12 protein-coding genes are annotated in these 16,871 nt (G+C 61.5%); 11 read left to right on the top strand and 1 reads right to left on the bottom strand.

Annotation, left to right across the window (positions count from 1 at the left end; translation table 11 throughout):
* Positions 1 to 14 precede the first annotated feature (14 nt).
* Entirely contained in the window at positions 15 to 977 is a 963-nt protein-coding gene (locus AB5767_RS03420; RefSeq protein WP_368131324.1) for an FHA domain-containing protein, read from the bottom strand.
* Positions 978 to 1,565: 588 nt separating this feature from the next.
* Here AB5767_RS03420 and AB5767_RS03415 point away from each other — a divergent pair.
* The 11 genes from AB5767_RS03415 to AB5767_RS03365 all read left to right on the top strand — a co-directional run bounded on the left by AB5767_RS03415 (position 1,566) and on the right by AB5767_RS03365 (position 16,864).
* A complete protein-coding gene (locus AB5767_RS03415; RefSeq protein WP_368131325.1) occupies positions 1,566 to 3,809 on the top strand; it encodes a DEAD/DEAH box helicase in 2,244 nt (747 codons plus the stop codon).
* Between the two features lie 620 nt (positions 3,810 to 4,429).
* Positions 4,430 to 5,191 (top strand): 4Fe-4S dicluster domain-containing protein, encoded by a 762-nt coding sequence (locus tag AB5767_RS03410; RefSeq protein ID WP_368131326.1) that lies wholly within the window; start codon positions 4,430 to 4,432, stop codon positions 5,189 to 5,191.
* A 423-nt stretch (positions 5,192 to 5,614) separates the two neighbouring features.
* The gene (locus tag AB5767_RS03405; protein ID WP_368131327.1) at positions 5,615 to 6,127 is read left to right on the top strand and encodes a PTS sugar transporter subunit IIA; all 513 of its coding nucleotides are present in this window, start codon (positions 5,615 to 5,617) and stop codon (positions 6,125 to 6,127) included.
* Positions 6,128 to 6,145: 18 nt separating this feature from the next.
* Positions 6,146 to 7,000, top strand: coding sequence for a PRD domain-containing protein (locus tag AB5767_RS03400; RefSeq protein WP_368131328.1), 855 nt, complete (start codon positions 6,146 to 6,148; stop codon positions 6,998 to 7,000).
* Between the two features lie 99 nt (positions 7,001 to 7,099).
* Positions 7,100 to 8,716 (top strand): PTS transporter subunit EIIC, encoded by a 1,617-nt coding sequence (locus AB5767_RS03395; RefSeq protein WP_368131329.1) that lies wholly within the window; start codon positions 7,100 to 7,102, stop codon positions 8,714 to 8,716.
* A 3-nt stretch (positions 8,717 to 8,719) separates the two neighbouring features.
* Positions 8,720 to 10,102 (top strand): 6-phospho-alpha-glucosidase, encoded by a 1,383-nt coding sequence (locus AB5767_RS03390; RefSeq protein ID WP_117769499.1) that lies wholly within the window; start codon positions 8,720 to 8,722, stop codon positions 10,100 to 10,102.
* 256 nt (positions 10,103 to 10,358) lie between these two features.
* Entirely contained in the window at positions 10,359 to 12,191 is a 1,833-nt protein-coding gene (locus AB5767_RS03385; RefSeq protein WP_368131330.1) for an NAD(P)-binding protein, read from the top strand.
* Entirely contained in the window at positions 12,185 to 13,996 is a 1,812-nt protein-coding gene (locus AB5767_RS03380; protein ID WP_438266049.1) for an NADH-dependent [FeFe] hydrogenase, group A6, read from the top strand. Before AB5767_RS03385 ends, AB5767_RS03380 begins: the two co-directional genes overlap by 7 nt.
* A 2-nt stretch (positions 13,997 to 13,998) precedes the next feature.
* Positions 13,999 to 15,054: an ABC transporter substrate-binding protein gene (locus tag AB5767_RS03375; RefSeq protein ID WP_368131331.1), complete on the top strand. Its 1,056-nt coding sequence runs from the start codon at positions 13,999 to 14,001 to the stop codon at positions 15,052 to 15,054.
* A 3-nt stretch (positions 15,055 to 15,057) separates the two neighbouring features.
* Positions 15,058 to 16,434, top strand: coding sequence for an ATP-binding cassette domain-containing protein (locus AB5767_RS03370; RefSeq protein WP_368131332.1), 1,377 nt, complete (start codon positions 15,058 to 15,060; stop codon positions 16,432 to 16,434).
* Positions 16,435 to 16,660: 226 nt separating this feature from the next.
* Positions 16,661 to 16,864, top strand: a complete 204-nt coding sequence (locus AB5767_RS03365) for a type II toxin-antitoxin system RelB/DinJ family antitoxin (protein ID WP_006235351.1) — start codon at positions 16,661 to 16,663, stop codon at positions 16,862 to 16,864.
* Positions 16,865 to 16,871: the final 7 nt, after the last annotated feature.

The following is a 16,871-nucleotide window of genomic DNA, read 5'->3' as shown; positions in this document are numbered from 1 at the left end:
GATCGCTGTCCGTGCTAGTCCACAATGACAAGGAATGTCGTGTAGAGACCCAGATGGAGCCTGTCGCTGTTGGCGATTTCCACGGGGGGATAGACTTTGCCGGGTTCGCGTTGGTCGCGCGGCGGCTCAATCACAATATCGCCGTCGCCCGCGCCCGATTCGAGCACTGTGCCGTTGGTCGATCCAAGGCCCTGGGCGTACCAGTGCTCACCCTCGAGCCAAATACGAAGATGCTCGCGCGAGGCGTCGGCGCCTACATCGGTGATGCTGGGCGAGGTTTTGGGCAAAGAACCAATCACGGTGCCGCGCGGATCGCGTGTGAGGGGATGGATTTGCATGTCGGCGCAGTTGTCGGCATGGGTTCTGAGCAGACCGAGGTTGGGAGCGACGGTGTGCGGCTGCTCCAGGCTGCTCATAAAGCCACGTCCGACGGTAGTTTCGGTGGTGCCAAAGTGCCCGCCCGTCTTGCTGTCGCAAAAGCGCTCGACGGTGGCCACGCCCTGAACGGGATCGGCGAGCGCCCCCGTTGCCACAAAGAGCATAAGGTAAAGCGTGCTTTTCTCGCGCACGGCATTGCCGTCAAAGTTGTCGATGCGATTGAGGGCATTTGCATATAGGCGGCTGTCCAGCTTGTAGCTGGCGAGAGCCGACATCATTTCGTTGGCGGCCGGACCGCGATAGTGCTCGGCGATTGCCTGATAGGCGGACTCGCCGCCGCCGAGCTTGCTGCAGATTGCCGCGGAAAGGTTGAGCGTGGTGACGGTAAAGTCGCTGTAGATGGCGGGCGCGCACTGGTCAGGCTTGCGATGGACGATGAAACGGGTGAGATACGAGCGGTTGGAAGAGCATTTCTCGAGCAGGGTACTGCCGAGATAGGAGTTTCCATTGATGAGCATTCGGGCGATCTCGAGATGTTTAAGACCGCCGAACGAGCGAATATCGTTATAGAGGACCGAGCAAGGCGTCTCTGCTGCCACGGATACCTCCTTTGATTGCTTCCTAGCCAATATGGCGATAGGAATTAATGGCCCCCGGTGGGCGACGTATTAAATGGTTGCGCAATATATAGCGTAACCAAAGCAACATTATAGGCCACATGTTCGAAATTGCAGGAAGACCGAGAGATTTGGTTTGGATTGAACGGAAATCCCCCTCTGTCTTGATCTATAACAATTAGGGCCGATTTTACTCGTTAACTGTTACAGATTGAGACGTTTGTGAGCCGTGTCGACCGTTTGTCTCGATCTGTAACACGTAGAGGAAGATTTGCCCTGTAGATGTTACAGATTGAGACAATCAGCCAGGCCCGCCCCGTCCGCCTCGTCATCTGTGGTTTACGTGGGGGCATGCGAAGCACGGGTATACTAACCGGCGGCGAATCTGCTCCATCGCTTAGAGCTGCTGCGTCTGGACGGCGCGTGATAGGGCTGCCAAAGCGATCGCCAGCGTGCTGAGCAACGTCCTCTCTGTGCGCACCCGTTTTTGTATGTATTAGCGCACTACCAAGCACGCCCGCGCGGCCGCATGCCGTGCCCATAACGCGTGCAGATAAGGAACAACGACATATGCGTAATTCTGTATCCGACGTCACGGACGCCGAGATTCTGGACGAGACCCGCGAGGCCATGACCCAGGCTGCCTTCGATGCCGCCGATGAGGCCAATGCTGCCCAGGCCGTCGAGTCCGCTACCGAGAGCCTGCCCGCCTTTGACGAGCTGGGCCTCTCCGACGAGATGCTTCGTGCTATCGAGAACCTGGGCTACACGGCGCCGACGCCCGTGCAGGCCGGCTCCATCCCCGTGGTGCTCGAGGGCCGCGACCTGCTTGCCGCCGCTCAGACCGGCACCGGCAAGACGGCCGCCTTTTTGCTGCCGACCATGAACAATCTGGAGCACATCGCTCCTCCCAAACCCGTGCGCGAGCGCGGCGGCCGCAACCGTCGTCGCGGTGCTAAAAAGCCCGAGGGCAACGGTCGCGGCCCCGTGATGCTCGTCATCACCCCTACGCGCGAGCTTGCCCAGCAAATCGACGAGGTCGCAAGCAAAATCGCCGACGTCACCGGCCATGTTGCCGTGACCGTCGTGGGCGGCGTGAGCTACAAGCCGCAGACCGCGGCACTTAAGTACGGCTGCGACATCCTGGTCGCAACGCCGGGCCGTCTGGTCGATCTGATCGAGCAGGGCGCCTGCCACCTGGACGAGGTTAAGGTCCTGGTGCTCGACGAGGCCGACCGTATGCTCGACATGGGCTTTTTGCCCGCCGTCCGGCGCATTGTGCGCGAGACGCCGGCCGAGCGTCAGACGCTGCTGTTCTCGGCGACCCTCGACGAGGAGGCCGTGGGCGAGATCACCGACCTGGTGAGCGACCCGGCCCGCGTGGAGATCGCACCTGCCACGTCGACCGCCGACACCGTCGACCAGTTTGTGTTCCCGGTGTCCATCGAGGCCAAGAATAACCTGTTGCCCGAGTTCCTCAAAAAGGAGGGCCCGGAGCGCACCATCGTCTTTATGCGTACCAAGCACCGCGCCGACAGCTGCTGCCGTCGTCTGGAGCGCAAGGGCATCAAGGCCGCCGCGATTCACGGCAACCGCAGCCAGGCCCAGCGCGAGCGTGCCCTTTCGGCCTTCCGCGACGGCACCGTCGACGTGTTGGTGGCGACCGACGTGCTCGCCCGCGGCATCGACATCAGCGACGTGCGCTACGTCGTGAACTTTGACGTGCCGGCCGAGCCGACCGACTACATCCACCGTATTGGCCGTACGGGTCGTGCCGGCGAGCTGGGCTGGGCCATCACGTTTGTGACCGAGCAGGATGTCGATGAGTTCTACGAGATCGAGAAGCTCATGGACAAGACCGCCGACATCTACGAGGCCGGCGACCTGCATGTGGGCCCCAATCCGCCCGCGGTTGACCCCGAGCGCGATCCTGCGGCCTTTAAGGTGAAGAAGAAGACCAAGCGCGGCAAGTCCAAGAGCAAGAAGAAGCTTGAGCAGGCGCGTCGCGACGGCAAACGCAACGGCGATGACTACGGCGATGTGGCCGGTCGTTCCAACTGCGGTCGCGACGAGCGTCGCGGCGATGGCGAGCGTCCGAGCCGTCCCAAGCGCGGCGGCAAGACCCGCGTGCGCGAAGGCGTTCAGGCTCGCGTGGACGAGGCTGTTGAGAGCGTGGCCCGCGAGGTGGCTGCCGAGGAGCGCGGCGGTGCTGTCGAGCAGGCCCCGCGTGGCAACCGTGCCGAGCGTCGTGCCAAGCAGTTCCAGGGCGAGGCACATCGCCGCCGCCGCGAGGACGAGGATCGCGGTGGCCGTCGTCGTGTCGAGCGCGAGGACGAGGGCCGCGGTTCGCGCGGTGGCAAGCGCGGTTCGGGCGACCGCCGTCGTTCCGGTCGTGATGACGAGCGCGGCGGCCGTGACGAGCGTCGCGGCGGCGAGGGTCGTGGTGAGCGTGCTGCCCGTGGCGGTGAGTCCCGTGGCGGCAAGCGCTTTGAAGAGCGCGGTAGCCGCGGCGGCGAGCGTCGCGAGGGTGCTCGCGGCAATGGCGGCCGCGGCGGCGCTGGTCGTTCTAACGAGTTGCGCGACCGTCGTGATCCGCGTGCCAGCCGCGATCGTCGCGATGACTGGCGCAACTACGACGATACCCGCGAAGAGCGTCGCGGCGGCTACCGTGGTGGTCGCGGCGGCAACCAGGCCGGTTCCCGTGGCGGCCGCGCCGGCGGTCGCGATAACCGCGGCAGCTATGGCAACAGCCGTGGCGGCAAGCGTGGTAGCAGCTCCCGTCGTCCCGGTGACGGCGGCGGCAAGCGCAAGTAACATACGCATCGCCCGCTAGAGCGAGGTGAACCAAGGGTCCCGAGCAACTACGCTCGGGGCCCTTTTTGTTTGTCGTATCCGATCGCTAGTTCAAATGTGATTTCCTCGGGAATGCATCTAGAGGATGCCGTGGACCTGTTTTCTGCCATGCGGCAATGGGTCCCATGGGGTGCGCCGTGCATTTTTTGGAGTATTCTGCAGTTCGAGTTGTCTGCATATGATCCGACGTCGCCAACGGTGGCCTTCGGATATCCCTGGCGAGCGTTCTGAGTCAGATTTCGCCGTTTTCCGGAGCAGGGGCGCGTCATTCTCGCCATATCGGGACTTAGAATGATACGGCGCCCTACAGTTTTGCCCACCCGCGGCGGTGCTGGCGTGGTTACGTTGCAGAATACTCCGTTTTTTGCACGGGCTAGGATGGGGTACCTCGGGAGAACACAGCGGTATCTCGTAAATATATACAATTTGTACCGTAATTTATACAAAACGAAGAGGCAGACAGTGTAGGGTGGGTGCATTGGGGTGCTTGGTGCATCAAAACGGGGACCCCACGTGCCGTATACTCTGGCTGGATGTGAAAGCGGCTTGACGCGTTGCCAGGCGTAGGGGAGGGTGCCTCGATGAGCGTATTCGAAATTGTGTTTAGTCCGACGGGTGGAACGCAGAAGGTGTCTGGCCTTGTGGCCGGGGCACTGGACAAGAATACCGTTACCGTCGATCTGACCGATAGCGGGCTAGATTTCAGCGCTGTCTCGATGACCGAGGACGACGTGGCCGTAATCTCTGTGCCGGCGTATGCCGGTAGAATCCCGGCTGTGGTGGCTGACCGGTTGGGCATGGTGCGCGGCAACGGGGCTCGGGCTGTTTTGGTTTGTGTATACGGAAACCGCGCGTTTGAGGACACGCTCGTAGAGCTGGAGGACGTTGCGAAGCATGCGGGATTCCGGGTGATCGCGGCAGTTGCGGCCATTGCAGAACATTCCATTGCGCGACAGTTTGCTGCCGGTCGTCCGGATGCGCAGGATGCGGCGCAGCTTGCTGAGTTTGCTCAGCAAATTCAGCAAAAGCTGTTGGCTGAGGATGCGTCCGAGCCCTCTATCCCCGGCAATCGTCCTTATAAACAAGCTGGAGGTCACCGCATGGCACCCGAGGCAACAGAGGATTGCGTTTCCTGCGGTGCATGCGCCGCGGCGTGCCCCGTTTGTGCTATCGACAAGGGTGACCCCAAACGAGCAGCTGGCGAGGCGTGCATCTCCTGCATGCGCTGCATTGCCGTATGTCCGCGAGGTGCTCGTAAGGCTGATCCCAACAAGCTATCCGCTGTTTCCCAGATGCTGAGCAAGGTTTGCGTCGTGCGGAAGGAATGCGAGCTCTTTATCTAGCGCATACGAAATTGGTGCAATGGGGCCAGGTTAATCTGCATCAACGTCTTGAAGTTGCGGTGGAATACGGACTGTTTTGGCCTTTTGAGCGGCTTTGCAGTCCCTATTTCACCGCAACTCATGATTGGTGCAAAGTAACCTGTCCCCAATGCACCAGAGTGAGGAGTGTTCCCGAGTGCCGGCAGAAAAGGAACGTCCCTAAGTGCCGCTTAAATACCGTTTATCGAAGAAAAAATACCGCTCGCCGGTCATAATGACTATTCTGGCTTTGTTGTTGCCTACAATAACCCCCGTAAAAAGAAATGCGGAAGGTTACCGAGTCCCCTCGGACATGGGCCTAACCAAAGTCTTTGAACGGGTGCGTCTCAATGGGCGCATTCGATTGATTTTGGTTGGGCTATATTTATGAAGGGACATGTCACCATGGGTTTCTTTTCTCGCCTTATGGGTGGCTCGGATAAGCAGGCGACTGCGACTTCCGAGTTCGAAATCCTCGCCCCTGTTTCCGGCGAGCTTGTTAATCTAGAAAAAACCAATGACCCCGCTTTTAGCAGCCGTGCGGTGGGTGATGGCGTTGCCGTGGTTCCCCAAGAGGGAACGGTGTGCGCTCCTGTTTCCGGCACCGTCGCGGCGCTGTTTCCGACTGAGCACGCGCTGGGCATCATGTCCGACGACAGCTCTGCTCAGGTGATGCTGCACATCGGAATCGACACTGTTAAGCTTGAGGGCAAGGGCTTCCATGCGCTTGTTGCCCAGGGTGACCATGTCGACGCGGGCCAGCCCCTCGTCGAGGTCGATTTCGACGTGGTTCGCGCTGCCGGCTTTGATCCCACGGTCTTCGTTATCGTGTGTGAGCGTTCGGAGAACTCGACTCTTCGTGAGCATGCTTCCGGCCCTGTTGCTGTTAAAGAGCCTGTCGTCTGGTTTTCCGAGTAAATTCTTGTGGTGGGTACCGTGGTTATCAAGCGAGTTTTTAACAACAACGTCGCAATGGTCACTTCGGACGATGGCTCCGAGCTCATCGTCATCGGTCGAGGCCTCTGCTTTGGCCGTCATGCCGGCGATGCCATCGACGAGGCGTCGATCGAAAAGACCTACGCGTTGCAGGAGGGAACTTCTCAGGACTCGCGTACGATCGACCGCTTGGCACATCTTTTGGAGTCCATCCCCACCGTCAACCTCGTGATTTCCGAGGAAATCGTTCAGATGCTTCGTCGAGAGCTCAATGCCGACATCAACGATAAGATTCTCATTGCTCTCGCAGACCATATCAGCCTTGCTTTGGAGCGCGAGCGCAAGGGCGTCCCCTGTGAGAATCCGTTGCTGCTCGAGATCCAGCAGTTCTATCGCAAGGAGTATGCACTTGCGGGCCGTGCGCTGCAGATTATCAAGGAGTATATGGGCATCCAGATGAGCGAAGAAGAGCAGGGTTTCATTACCTTGCATATCGTCAACGCCACCATGCCGCAACGCTCTGATCGTCTGATCGTTTCGGTCCAGCTTGTTCGCGACGTGCTCGCGATTGTTTCTGAGCGCTATGCCACGACCCTCGACGACACCTCGCTGCCTTACGAACGTTTCGTTCGTCACCTGCAATTTTTCGCACAGCGAGCGCTCGATCCTACGGCCGGGCAAATCAACGGAGACGCACTGTTCCGAATCGATGAAACGGCGTATCCGTGCGCATTCTCGTGCGCGGACGCTATAGCCGCTCACTTGTCGTCTACCTATAACGTTGTCGTTACCAATGCCGAGAAGAGCTATCTCGCATATCACATTGTTAACCTGCTTGGAGAACCTGGTCTCTAGGCATAACGTGCCCACACATCGATTGGTATAAGGCAAGGCTTACGGTCTTGCCCAGGGCACATCTGTCTTAATTTGCGGAAAAGGAAGGGGAGTACCGCTATGACCGCAAAAAAGAAGTTCAATTTCAAAGCGCCGTTGGAGGTGTTCGCGAAGTCGATCGTTCAGCCGATGATGTATCTCTCGGTTGCCGGCATCCTGCTCATCGTGGGCATCATTCTGACAAACAAGACCATCTGCGCCATGATCCCCGTGCTGGGCTTCGGTCCGTTCCAGCTTGTGGGCGCCGTTGTCTATCAGTCGCTGATGTTTATCATCAACAACCTCTCGATTCTGTTCTGCGTTGGCATCGCCGGCGCCATGGCAAAGAAGAACAAGGGCCATGCTTCGCTGATCGCCCTGATGTCGTTCTTCCTGTTCCTGCAGGCTAACAACATCGTGCTCAACGCCACCGGCTCTCTTGCCGATGCGAGCGGTATGCTCGGCCTTACCGGAACCGGCCAGGCCACCGTTATGGGCATTCAGGTGCTCGATACCGGCGTGTTTGGCGGCATCATTCTCGGTTGCATCACCGGTGCCGTGTTCAACAAGTACTCGAACAAGCAGTTCCCCATTGCCCTTTCGATGTTCTCGGGCGTTCGCTTTCCGTTCCTGATCATGATCATCATTTCCTGGATCATGGGCGCTGGCTTCTGCATCGTTTGGCCTCCGGTTCAGGGCGCCATCTCCTCCGTTGCCGGCATTATTAAGGAGTCGGGCAACGTCGGTCTGTTTATCTATGGCATGCTCAACAAGCTGCTCGTTCCCACCGGTCTGCACCACCTCATCTACACCCCGTTCCAGTTCTCCGATGTGGGTGGCACCCTGACACTGGGCGATCAGGTTATCGCCGGCGCCTACCCCATCCGTGTCGCCGAGATGGCAATGACGGGCCAGCCCTTCTCCGATAGCACCTACTTCAACAGCTACACCTTCAACAACCTGTGGCCCTACATCGGTATCGGTCTCGCCTTTATCGTCACCGCTTACAAGGGGAACAAGGATAAGACCAAGGCCGTTATCATCCCGCTGATCATCACCGCCGTGCTCTCCTGCGTGACCGAGCCCATGGACTTCCTCTTTGTCTTTGCCGCTCCCGTGCTCTTTGTCGTTCACTCGGTTCTTTCCGGCATCTTCCTGGTCCTGCTCAAGGTCCTCTCCGTGCCCGCTTCGACTGCAGGCGGCATCATCAACATCGTGGTTTCCAACCTGGTCCTCGGTGTCGACAAGACCAACTGGCCGGTTATGCTGGTGCTTGGAGTCGTTAACGCCGCTCTGTACTTCTTCCTCTTCACCTTCCTCATCAAGAAGCTCAACCTCCACACGCCTGGTCGCGAGGAGGAGTCCGAGCTCGCCGAGTCCGTTGCCGAGGGCGAGGCCGCCGCGTCTGTCGCGGTGAAGCAGGGCGCTGTTGCCGCGGCTCCCGCAGAGGGCGTCGATGCGGGCATTGCCGACCTGGTTGCAGGTCTTGGTGGCAAGGACAACATCGAGGAGCTCGAGAACTGCTTTACGCGTCTCCGCGTGAACGTTAAGAACCCGGACCTCATCAATGAGGACCTCATCAACCACGTGCCCAACAGCGGCATCAACCGCAACGGCAATAATATCCAGATCATCTTTGGCATGAAGGTCGCCGAGATGCGCGACAAGGTCGAAAACGCAATTGAGAAGGAGCAGTAAACAATGATCATTACTCTGTGTGGTGGCGGATCCACCTTTACCCCCGGCATCGTCAAGTCCATCGCCCTGCGCAAGGACGAGCTCGACGTTGACGAGATTCGTCTGTACGACATCAACGAGGAGCGCCAGCGCAAGATCGGCGTGCTCGTGGACTGGATTTTGCACGAGGACCTCGGCCTGGACATCAAGCTCACGGTGACCACCGACAAAAAGACGGCTTTTACCGACGCGAGCTTCGTGTTTGCCCAGATGCGCGTGGGCGGCTACGCCATGCGCGAGCAGGACGAGAAGATTCCGCTGCGTCACGGCTGCGTGGGTCAGGAGACTTGCGGTTGCGGCGGCCTTGCCTACGGCATGCGCACCATCTTCCCCATGGTCGAGCTGATCGATGACGTTGAGAAGTACGCCAAGAAGGACTACTGGATTCTCAACTACTCCAACCCTGCCGCCATCGTCTCCGAGGGCTGCCGCGTGCTGCGTCCCAACGCTCGCATCATCAACATCTGCGACATGCCGATCGCGATCATCGACGTGGTTTGCGCCGCGCTCGATATCGACAAGAAGGATGTCGAGTACGATTACTTTGGCCTCAACCACTTTGGTTGGTTCACCTCGATCCGCCACAAGGGCGAGGAGGTGCTCCCGCAGCTGCGCGAGTACATCAAGGAGCATGAGATTCTGCTGCCCGACTCTTACCTCAAGGGCATGGGCTCGCTCATGGCAAAGAAGCCCGAGGAGGCCGTCGACGAGCACCCCGAGCAGAACCGCCACACCAAGGGCAGCTGGTACTACGTCTGGAAGGGCGAGTACGAGATCATGGAGTGCTTCCCGGAGTACCTGCCCAACACGTATCTGAACTACTACCTGCAGCAGAAGGAGTTCGTCGAGCACTCCAACCCCGAGCGCACCCGTGCTAACGAGGTTGAGGAGACGCGTGAGAAGAACCTCTTTGATGGTATCGACCATTACGAGAAGACGGGCGAGATCGACGAGAGCACGTTCTATGCGGGCAGCCACGGCGACTGGATTGCCGATCTGGCTATCGCTCTGAAGAACGACACCAAGCAGCGCTTCCTGGTCATTTGCGAGAACAAGGGCGCCATCCCCAACATGCCCTACGACGCTATGGTCGAGCTGCCTGCCTACATTGGCAAGAACGGCCCCGAGGTCATCAGCCGCGACAACATTCCGCTGTTCCAGCAGGGCCTCATGATGCAGCAGCTGAACTCCGAGAAGCTCATTGTCGAGGCTACGATCGAGGGTTCGTACGAGAAGGCGCTTAAGGCCTTTACGCTCAACAAGACCGTGCCGTCGATGAAGGTCGCCAAGGAGGTTCTCGACGACATGATCGAGGCCAACAAGGGTTACTGGCCCGAGCTTAAGTAAAAGCAACAGGGTCGCTGGCCGCATGCCTGAAGCAATGCCCCGCCCACGTGATTGCGTGGGCGGGGCATTGTCGTTTGGTAACGCGTTTTATCAAATATGGCATTTATCTGCGGTAATGTTCTATTTCACCGCTGAGGGTGACATTTTATACCGCCTGCCGAACCGTATGGAGACCTCACAACTTTTTAGGTCAGTGTTGTGCGTGTAGCAATTTCGCCCGGCCTCGCCTCCGGGCTGCCATGTGAGAGGGGATCTTATGGCTCGACTGCACGTAATGGAACGCAGCCACGCTCAGGCCGTCATGGACGACCTGCACGATGCACTCGGACGTCGTCTGGCGGTGAGTTCGCTCGCCCCGTGCCCCGTCGAGTTTACGGCGGCGCTCGTCAACCTGTGCTCCACCCAGAGCTGCGGCAAGTGCACGCCCTGCCGCGTGGGCCTGAGCGCGCTGAGCGACCTGCTCGCCGATGTGCTCGAGGGCCGCGCCGACGAGTCCACGCTCAACTTGATTGAGCGCACGGCCCGCACCATCTATCTTTCGAGCGACTGCGCCATCGGTTACGAGGCCGGCGCCATGGCACTCACGGCTATTCGCGGCTTTCGCGACGATTTTGAGCACCACATCCGCGAGCACTCCTGCGGCTTTGACCGCGAGGCTCGCGTCCCGTGTGTCTCGGGCTGCCCGGCGCACGTCGACATTCCCGGTTACATTTCGTTGGTCGAGGCCGGCCGCTATGCCGATGCCGTCAAGGTCATCCGCAAGAACAACCCGCTGCCGCTCGTCTGCGGTTTGGTGTGCGAGCATCCCTGCGAGATGCACTGCCGTCGCGGCATGGTCGACGATCCCATGAACATCCTCGCCCTCAAGCGTTTTGCCGTTGAGCACAGCGACCTCAACGATTACAAGCCCAGCGTGGCCGACAACACCGGCAAGCGCATTGCCGTGATCGGCGGCGGCCCGGCCGGCCTTTCCTGTGCCTACTATCTGGCCGTGATGGGCCATAAGGTGACGATCTTTGAGCAGCGTCATCACTTGGGCGGCATGTTACGCTACGGCATCCCCAGTTACCGCCTGCCGCGCGAGCGCCTGCAGGCCGAGATCGACTGGATCTTGAGCGCCGGCATCGACGTGGAACTCGACCACTCCGTCAACGGCGAGGAGCTTGCCCGCCTGCGCGACGAGTTCGATGCCGTCTACCTAGCCATTGGCGCCCACAGCGATAAGAAGCTCGGCCTTCCGGGCGAAGAGGCGCCCGGCGTGGAGTCGGCCGTCAAGATGCTGCGTGCCATCGGCGACGACGAACTGCCCGACCTGAGCGGCCAGCGCGTGTGCGTCATCGGCGGCGGCAATGTGGCCATGGACGTGGCGCGCTCTGCCGTGCGTTGCGGTGCCGAAAAGGTGAGCATCGTCTACCGCCGCCGCATCTGCGACATGACGGCCCAGGATGCCGAGATCGCCGGCGCCCAGGCCGAGGGGTGCGAGGTTCTGGAGCTCACCGCACCGCTCGCTATCGAGACGGGCGAGGACGGTCGCGTGAGTGGCCTGCGCGTGCAGCCGCAGATTATCGGCGAGCCCCGCCGTGGACGTCCGGCTCCGCGTGCCGCAGCCACGCCCGAGCGCGTCAGTCCCTGCGAGCGCGTGTTTGTGGCCATTGGCCAGGACATCGATTCCAAGCCGTTTGAGGACAGGGGCATCGCCTGCAAGTGGGGTCGCATCGTCACCGATTCGGATGGCGCCGTGCCCGACTTCGATGGCCTCTTTAGCGGCGGTGACTGCCAGACCGGTCCCGCCACCGTCATCCGGGCGATCAACGCCGGTCGCGTTGCTTCGGCAAACATCGACCGCTACCTGGGCTTTGACCACAAGATAAAGCTCGACGTGGAGCTGCCGACCGTGCAGTTTAAGGGCAAGCACGAGTGCGGCCGCTGCGAGCTGGGCGAGCGCGAGGCCGGCGAGCGCATCCACGATTGGAATCTGGTCGAGCAGGGCCTCACCGAGGAGGAGGCACGCCAGGAGGCAAGCCGCTGCCTGCGTTGCGACCACTTTGGCTTTGGCGCGTTCCGCGGAGGGAGGAACCTGGAATGGTAGAGCCCAACAACCCCACTGTCAGCGACAACACCGAAAGCGGAGCACTCAACATGGTCAAGCTCACTATCGATAATTGCGAGGTCGTGGTGCCCGAGCACACCACGATCCTGGACGCGGCCAAGTCCGTCGGTATCCAGATTCCCACCCTGTGCTACCTGCGCGATCTAAACGAGATCGGCGGCTGCCGCGTGTGCGTGGTCGAGGTTGAGGGCTGCGACCAGCTGGTTGCCGCCTGCAACAACTACGTGCTCGACGGCATGGTGGTCCACACCAACAGCCCCAAGGCCCGCGAGGCGCGTCGCACCAACGTGCAGCTGCTACTGTCCCAACACGACTCGCGCTGTACGAGCTGCGTGCGCAGTGGTAACTGCAACCTGCAGACCATCGCCAACGACCTGGGCATCTTCTATCTGCCGTACGAGCAGCACCTGGCACGCGAGGGCTGGGACTTCGATTTCCCCATCATCCGCGATAACGACAAGTGCATTAAATGCATGCGTTGCATCAAGGTGTGCGAGAGCGTGCAGGGCTTAGGGATTTGGGATCTGACCAACCGCGCCACGCATACCGCCGTGGGCACCCGCGGGCGTGCGCCGATCGGCAAGACCGATTGCGTCGCGTGCGGCCAGTGCATCACGCATTGCCCGACGGGCGCCCTGCGCGAGCGTGACGATACCGAGACCGTGTTCGATGCCATCGCCGATCCCGACAAGATCGTGCTGGTGCAGATTGCGCCGGCCGTGCGTAGCGCCTGGGGCGAGGAGCTCGGCATTCCGCGCGAGGAGGCCACCGTCGAGCGCCTGGCCTGTGCGCTGCGCCGCGTGGGCTTTGAGTACGTGTTCGACACCGACTTCTCGGCCGATCTCACCATTATGGAGGAGGGCTCCGAGCTGCTCGAGCGCCTGGGTAAGGCCGCCAAGGGCGAGGGTGACAGCCGCGGCTGGCCCATGTTCACGAGCTGCTGCCCGGGCTGGGTACGCTTTGTGAAGGCGCGCTATCCGGAGTTTGTCGACAGCCTGTCCACGTCCAAGTCGCCGCAGCAGATGTTCGGCGCTATCGCCAAGACCTACTACGCCAAGGTGCTGGGTGTGGAGCCCGAGCGCCTGTTCGTGGTGTCCGTTATGCCGTGCACGGCCAAGAAGGCCGAGTGCGCGCTGCCGAGCATGGTGGGCGAGGGCGGCGCGCCCGACGTAGATGTTGCGCTGACGGTGCGCGAGATGGTGCGCATGATCCGCGCGAGCCACGTGGGCGTCGACACGCTTACCGAGGAGCCGCTCGACACGCCGCTGGGCTTTGGCACGGGCGCAGGTGTGATCTTTGGCGCCACGGGCGGCGTGATGGAGGCCGCCGTGCGCTCGGCCTATTACCTGGTGACGGGCAAGAACCCCGACGCCGACTTCTTTACCGATGTGCGCGGCCTGGACGGCTGGAAGGAGGCCGTGGCCGATATCGATGGCACCAAGGTACGCGTCGCCGTGGCGCACGGGCTGGGCAACGCCGCCCGCCTGCTCGACGCGATTCGCGACGGCCGCGTGAGCTATGACTTCGTTGAGGTCATGGCGTGCCCGGGCGGCTGTGTCGGTGGCGGCGGTCAGCCCATCCATGACGGCTGTGAGCTGGCAGCCGAGCGCGGCCAGGTGCTGTGGGGCCTCGATGCGAACGCCGAGATTCGCTTCTCGCATGAGAATCCCGATGTCCAGGCGTGCTATAGCGAGTTCTTGGGTGCGCCGCTCTCGCCGCTGGCCGAGGAATTGCTGCATACCGATCATCACGCATGGACGATGCCTAACGAGGGGACGTGCTAGCGATGCGCGCGTTTGATGTTGAGATGTCGCGCCGGGGGTTTGCCTCGGCGCTCGCCATGGGCACCCTGTCGCTTGCGCTCGCGGGCTGTGGCGGCGGGGCTGCCGGTGTCGGGTCCGCCGCGGGCTCGGCTGCCACGGACGGCGCCGGTGCTGCCGCAGAGCCGGTCGAGGTACACGTCGCCTCGCTCAAGGGGCCGACGTCGATTGGCCTGGTGCAGTTTATGGACCAGGCGGCCGACGGTGCCACGGACAATGAGTTCGACTTTGCGATCAACACTGCCGCCGACGAGATTGTGCCCAAGGTCATTCAGGGCGATATCGATATCGCCCTGGTGCCCGCCAACGTGGCGAGCGTGCTCTACAACAAGACTGAGGGTGCGGTGCAGGTCATCGACATCAACACGCTGGGCGTGCTGAACGTTGTGACGGGCGACGCGAGTGTGGCCTCGTTTGGCGATCTGGCGGGCCATACTGTCTATATGACGGGCAAGGGCACCACGCCGGAGTACGTCATGAACTACCTGTTGGAGCGCGCGGGCCTGACCGGCCAGGTTACGCTCGAGTTTAAGAGCGAGCCCACCGAGGTGCTGTCGGCGTTGCTTGCCGATCCGTCTGCCGTGGGCGTGCTGCCGGAGCCGTTCAAGACCGCTGCCATCGCAAAGAGCGAAGGCAAGCTGCCGGCTCCGGTAAGTCTGACCGATGTGTGGGATGAGCTGGCAGGTGACACGGGTTCGCGCCTGCTGACGGGCGTGACCGTGGTGCGCCGTGCCTTTGCCGAGGAGCATCCCGAGGCCGTGGCGGAATTCCTGAGCTGCCATGCTGCGAGCGTTGAGGCCGTGAACGCGGCGCCGGCGGACTGGGCTCAGGCCGTGGTCGATGCGGGTATCGTGGATAACGCCGCGATTGCCGAAAAGGCGATTCCCGGGTGCATGCTCGTGTGCCAGACGGGGAGGGATATGAAGGCGGCGCTCGGTGGGTACCTGCAGGTGCTGGCCGATGCGGACGCGAGCGCCGTGGGCGGCAAGCTCCCGGCTGACGATTTCTACTGCATGGAGTAGCCCGTGCGTGCGTTTGCTCGACAAATGACAGAGCGTATGAAGGCGGTGGCGGCAGCAGGTGCCGTTGCCGCCTTTTGGCTTGCCGTGTGGGTGCTGATGGCGGGTTTCGTGGCGCAGCCGTTGATTTTGCCGGGGCCGGGCGCCGTCGTGGTGGCGTTGCTGCGACTGGTATGCGATGCCGGCACATGGGCGATTCTGGCAGGCTCGGGTGCGCGAATCTTGGGCGGGCTGGCGCTTGCCGCGGTGTGCGGCGGCGTACTGGCGGGAGTCTCGGTGCGATCGCTGACGTTTGCCCGCTTGGTGGCGCCGGCGCTTTCGTTTGTTAAGGCGACACCGGTTGCCTGCGTGGTGGTCCTGCTGCTCATTTGGTTGGGGTCGGCGCGCGTGAGCATTGCGGCGGTCTTTTTGATGGCACTTCCGGGCGTGTATTTTTCGTTGGTCGAGGGTTTGACGCAAGCGGATAAACCGCTGGAGCAGATGTTTCGTCTGCATGGCGTGCGGGGCTGGCGCCTGTTTTGTGCCCACACCTGGCGCGAAGTCCTGCCGTTTGTGCTTTCGTGCGCCCGCGCTGTGATCGGCATGAGCTGGAAGGCTGGCGTGGCGGCGGAGCTCATCGGCATGGCGACGGACACCGTGGGCGAACGCATCTATCAGGCGAAGCTGCTCATCGAGACGGCTGATCTGCTGGCGTGGACCGTGCTGGTCGTTGCCGCCTCGTGGGCGTGTGAGCGCGTGCTGGTGTGGCTGCTGCGGGTTTCGGGACCCGTGGCGTGGCGCGCGGCCGTGCGGGCACATGGGCATGGACTGCGCGGGCGTACAGGGGCTGCGAGCGATGGTGCTGCAGCGGAGCTTGCGCTTGCCGTGGGCGACCGGGCGCCCTGGTCGCCGGCGCTCGACGGACTGGTGCTTCATGTGCCCGCCGGTGGACGCACCTGTGTGATGGGCGCTTCGGGCGTGGGCAAGTCGACGTTGCTTGCGCTGGTGGCGGGGGAGTGCGCACCGTGCTCCATGGTGTTTCAGGATGTGCACCTGGTCGAGGACGTTTCTGCCCTGGATAACGTGCTGGTGTGCGCCGACGCGCACATGGACGCCTCGAGTGCCGCAGCCCTGTTGCGCCTGCTGGTACCGGGGATCGATGCGCATGCCCGCGTGGCCGAGCTCTCGGGCGGGCAGCGCCGTCGCGTCGAGATTGCCCGAGCCCTGCTGTGTCCGGGCGGCGCAGTGATTCTAGACGAGCCCTTTACCGGTCTAGACATCGCTGCGCGCGACGCATGCGCCGAGGTCGTGCTCGACTTGCTCGACGGCCGCATGCTGTTGCTTGCCACGCACGATGCCGCTGACGCTCGGGCCCTCGATATCTCGGATATCATCACGCTCTAAAAGCCATTTCAGGCGCTAACTCAACAATAAAATGATTCGTTTTCTTCTGTCTCCATGGGGTCGGGTATGGTATTCTATCTACGGGGTAATACTTAGGATTACCAAGTAATACCAACGCCGTAGAACAAACTCCAGATGCGGGCCAATCGGGTTGCCTTCACAGCCCGTCGCCCAGCCGCGTGGCCCGCATCCATCCGCACCACCGTCGTTTCAAGAAGGAAGCGCCATGGCAGAACACATGACCCCGGTTGTCGCGAAGGTTTTGCCCGAGGAAAAGGCGGCCTTCGCGGCGGCAACCCAGCTCGTGGGCACCACACCGTCCAACGCCATCCGCATGTTCATCGCCGCTTTCAATCGCTGCGGCACCTTCCCGTTCGACATCTCGCCGAGCGGGGCTTTTGGCGCTGCGCCCGATTCTCATCAACAATGACTGTCCC

This window comes from Collinsella aerofaciens (assembly GCF_040926265.1).
Classification (GTDB): Bacteria; Actinomycetota; Coriobacteriia; order Coriobacteriales; family Coriobacteriaceae; genus Collinsella; species Collinsella aerofaciens_BB.
Note: the sequence above shows the minus strand (reverse complement) of the source record. Positions and strands in the feature narration are given on the sequence as shown.

What these genes read in the sequence shown, in the direction of transcription:
- AB5767_RS03390 (WP_117769499.1), top strand. Translation starts at nt 8,720, where the DNA reads ATGATCATTACTCTGTGTGGTGGCGGATCCACCTTTACCCCCGGCATC.
- AB5767_RS03410 (WP_368131326.1), top strand. Translation starts at nt 4,430, where the DNA reads ATGAGCGTATTCGAAATTGTGTTTAGTCCGACGGGTGGAACGCAGAAG.
- AB5767_RS03415 (WP_368131325.1), top strand. Translation starts at nt 1,566, where the DNA reads ATGCGTAATTCTGTATCCGACGTCACGGACGCCGAGATTCTGGACGAG.
- AB5767_RS03385 (WP_368131330.1), top strand. Translation starts at nt 10,359, where the DNA reads ATGGCTCGACTGCACGTAATGGAACGCAGCCACGCTCAGGCCGTCATG.
- AB5767_RS03380 (WP_438266049.1), top strand. Translation starts at nt 12,185, where the DNA reads ATGGTAGAGCCCAACAACCCCACTGTCAGCGACAACACCGAAAGCGGA.
- AB5767_RS03365 (WP_006235351.1), top strand. Translation starts at nt 16,661, where the DNA reads ATGGCAGAACACATGACCCCGGTTGTCGCGAAGGTTTTGCCCGAGGAA.
- AB5767_RS03375 (WP_368131331.1), top strand. Translation starts at nt 13,999, where the DNA reads ATGCGCGCGTTTGATGTTGAGATGTCGCGCCGGGGGTTTGCCTCGGCG.
- AB5767_RS03405 (WP_368131327.1), top strand. Translation starts at nt 5,615, where the DNA reads ATGGGTTTCTTTTCTCGCCTTATGGGTGGCTCGGATAAGCAGGCGACT.
- AB5767_RS03395 (WP_368131329.1), top strand. Translation starts at nt 7,100, where the DNA reads ATGACCGCAAAAAAGAAGTTCAATTTCAAAGCGCCGTTGGAGGTGTTC.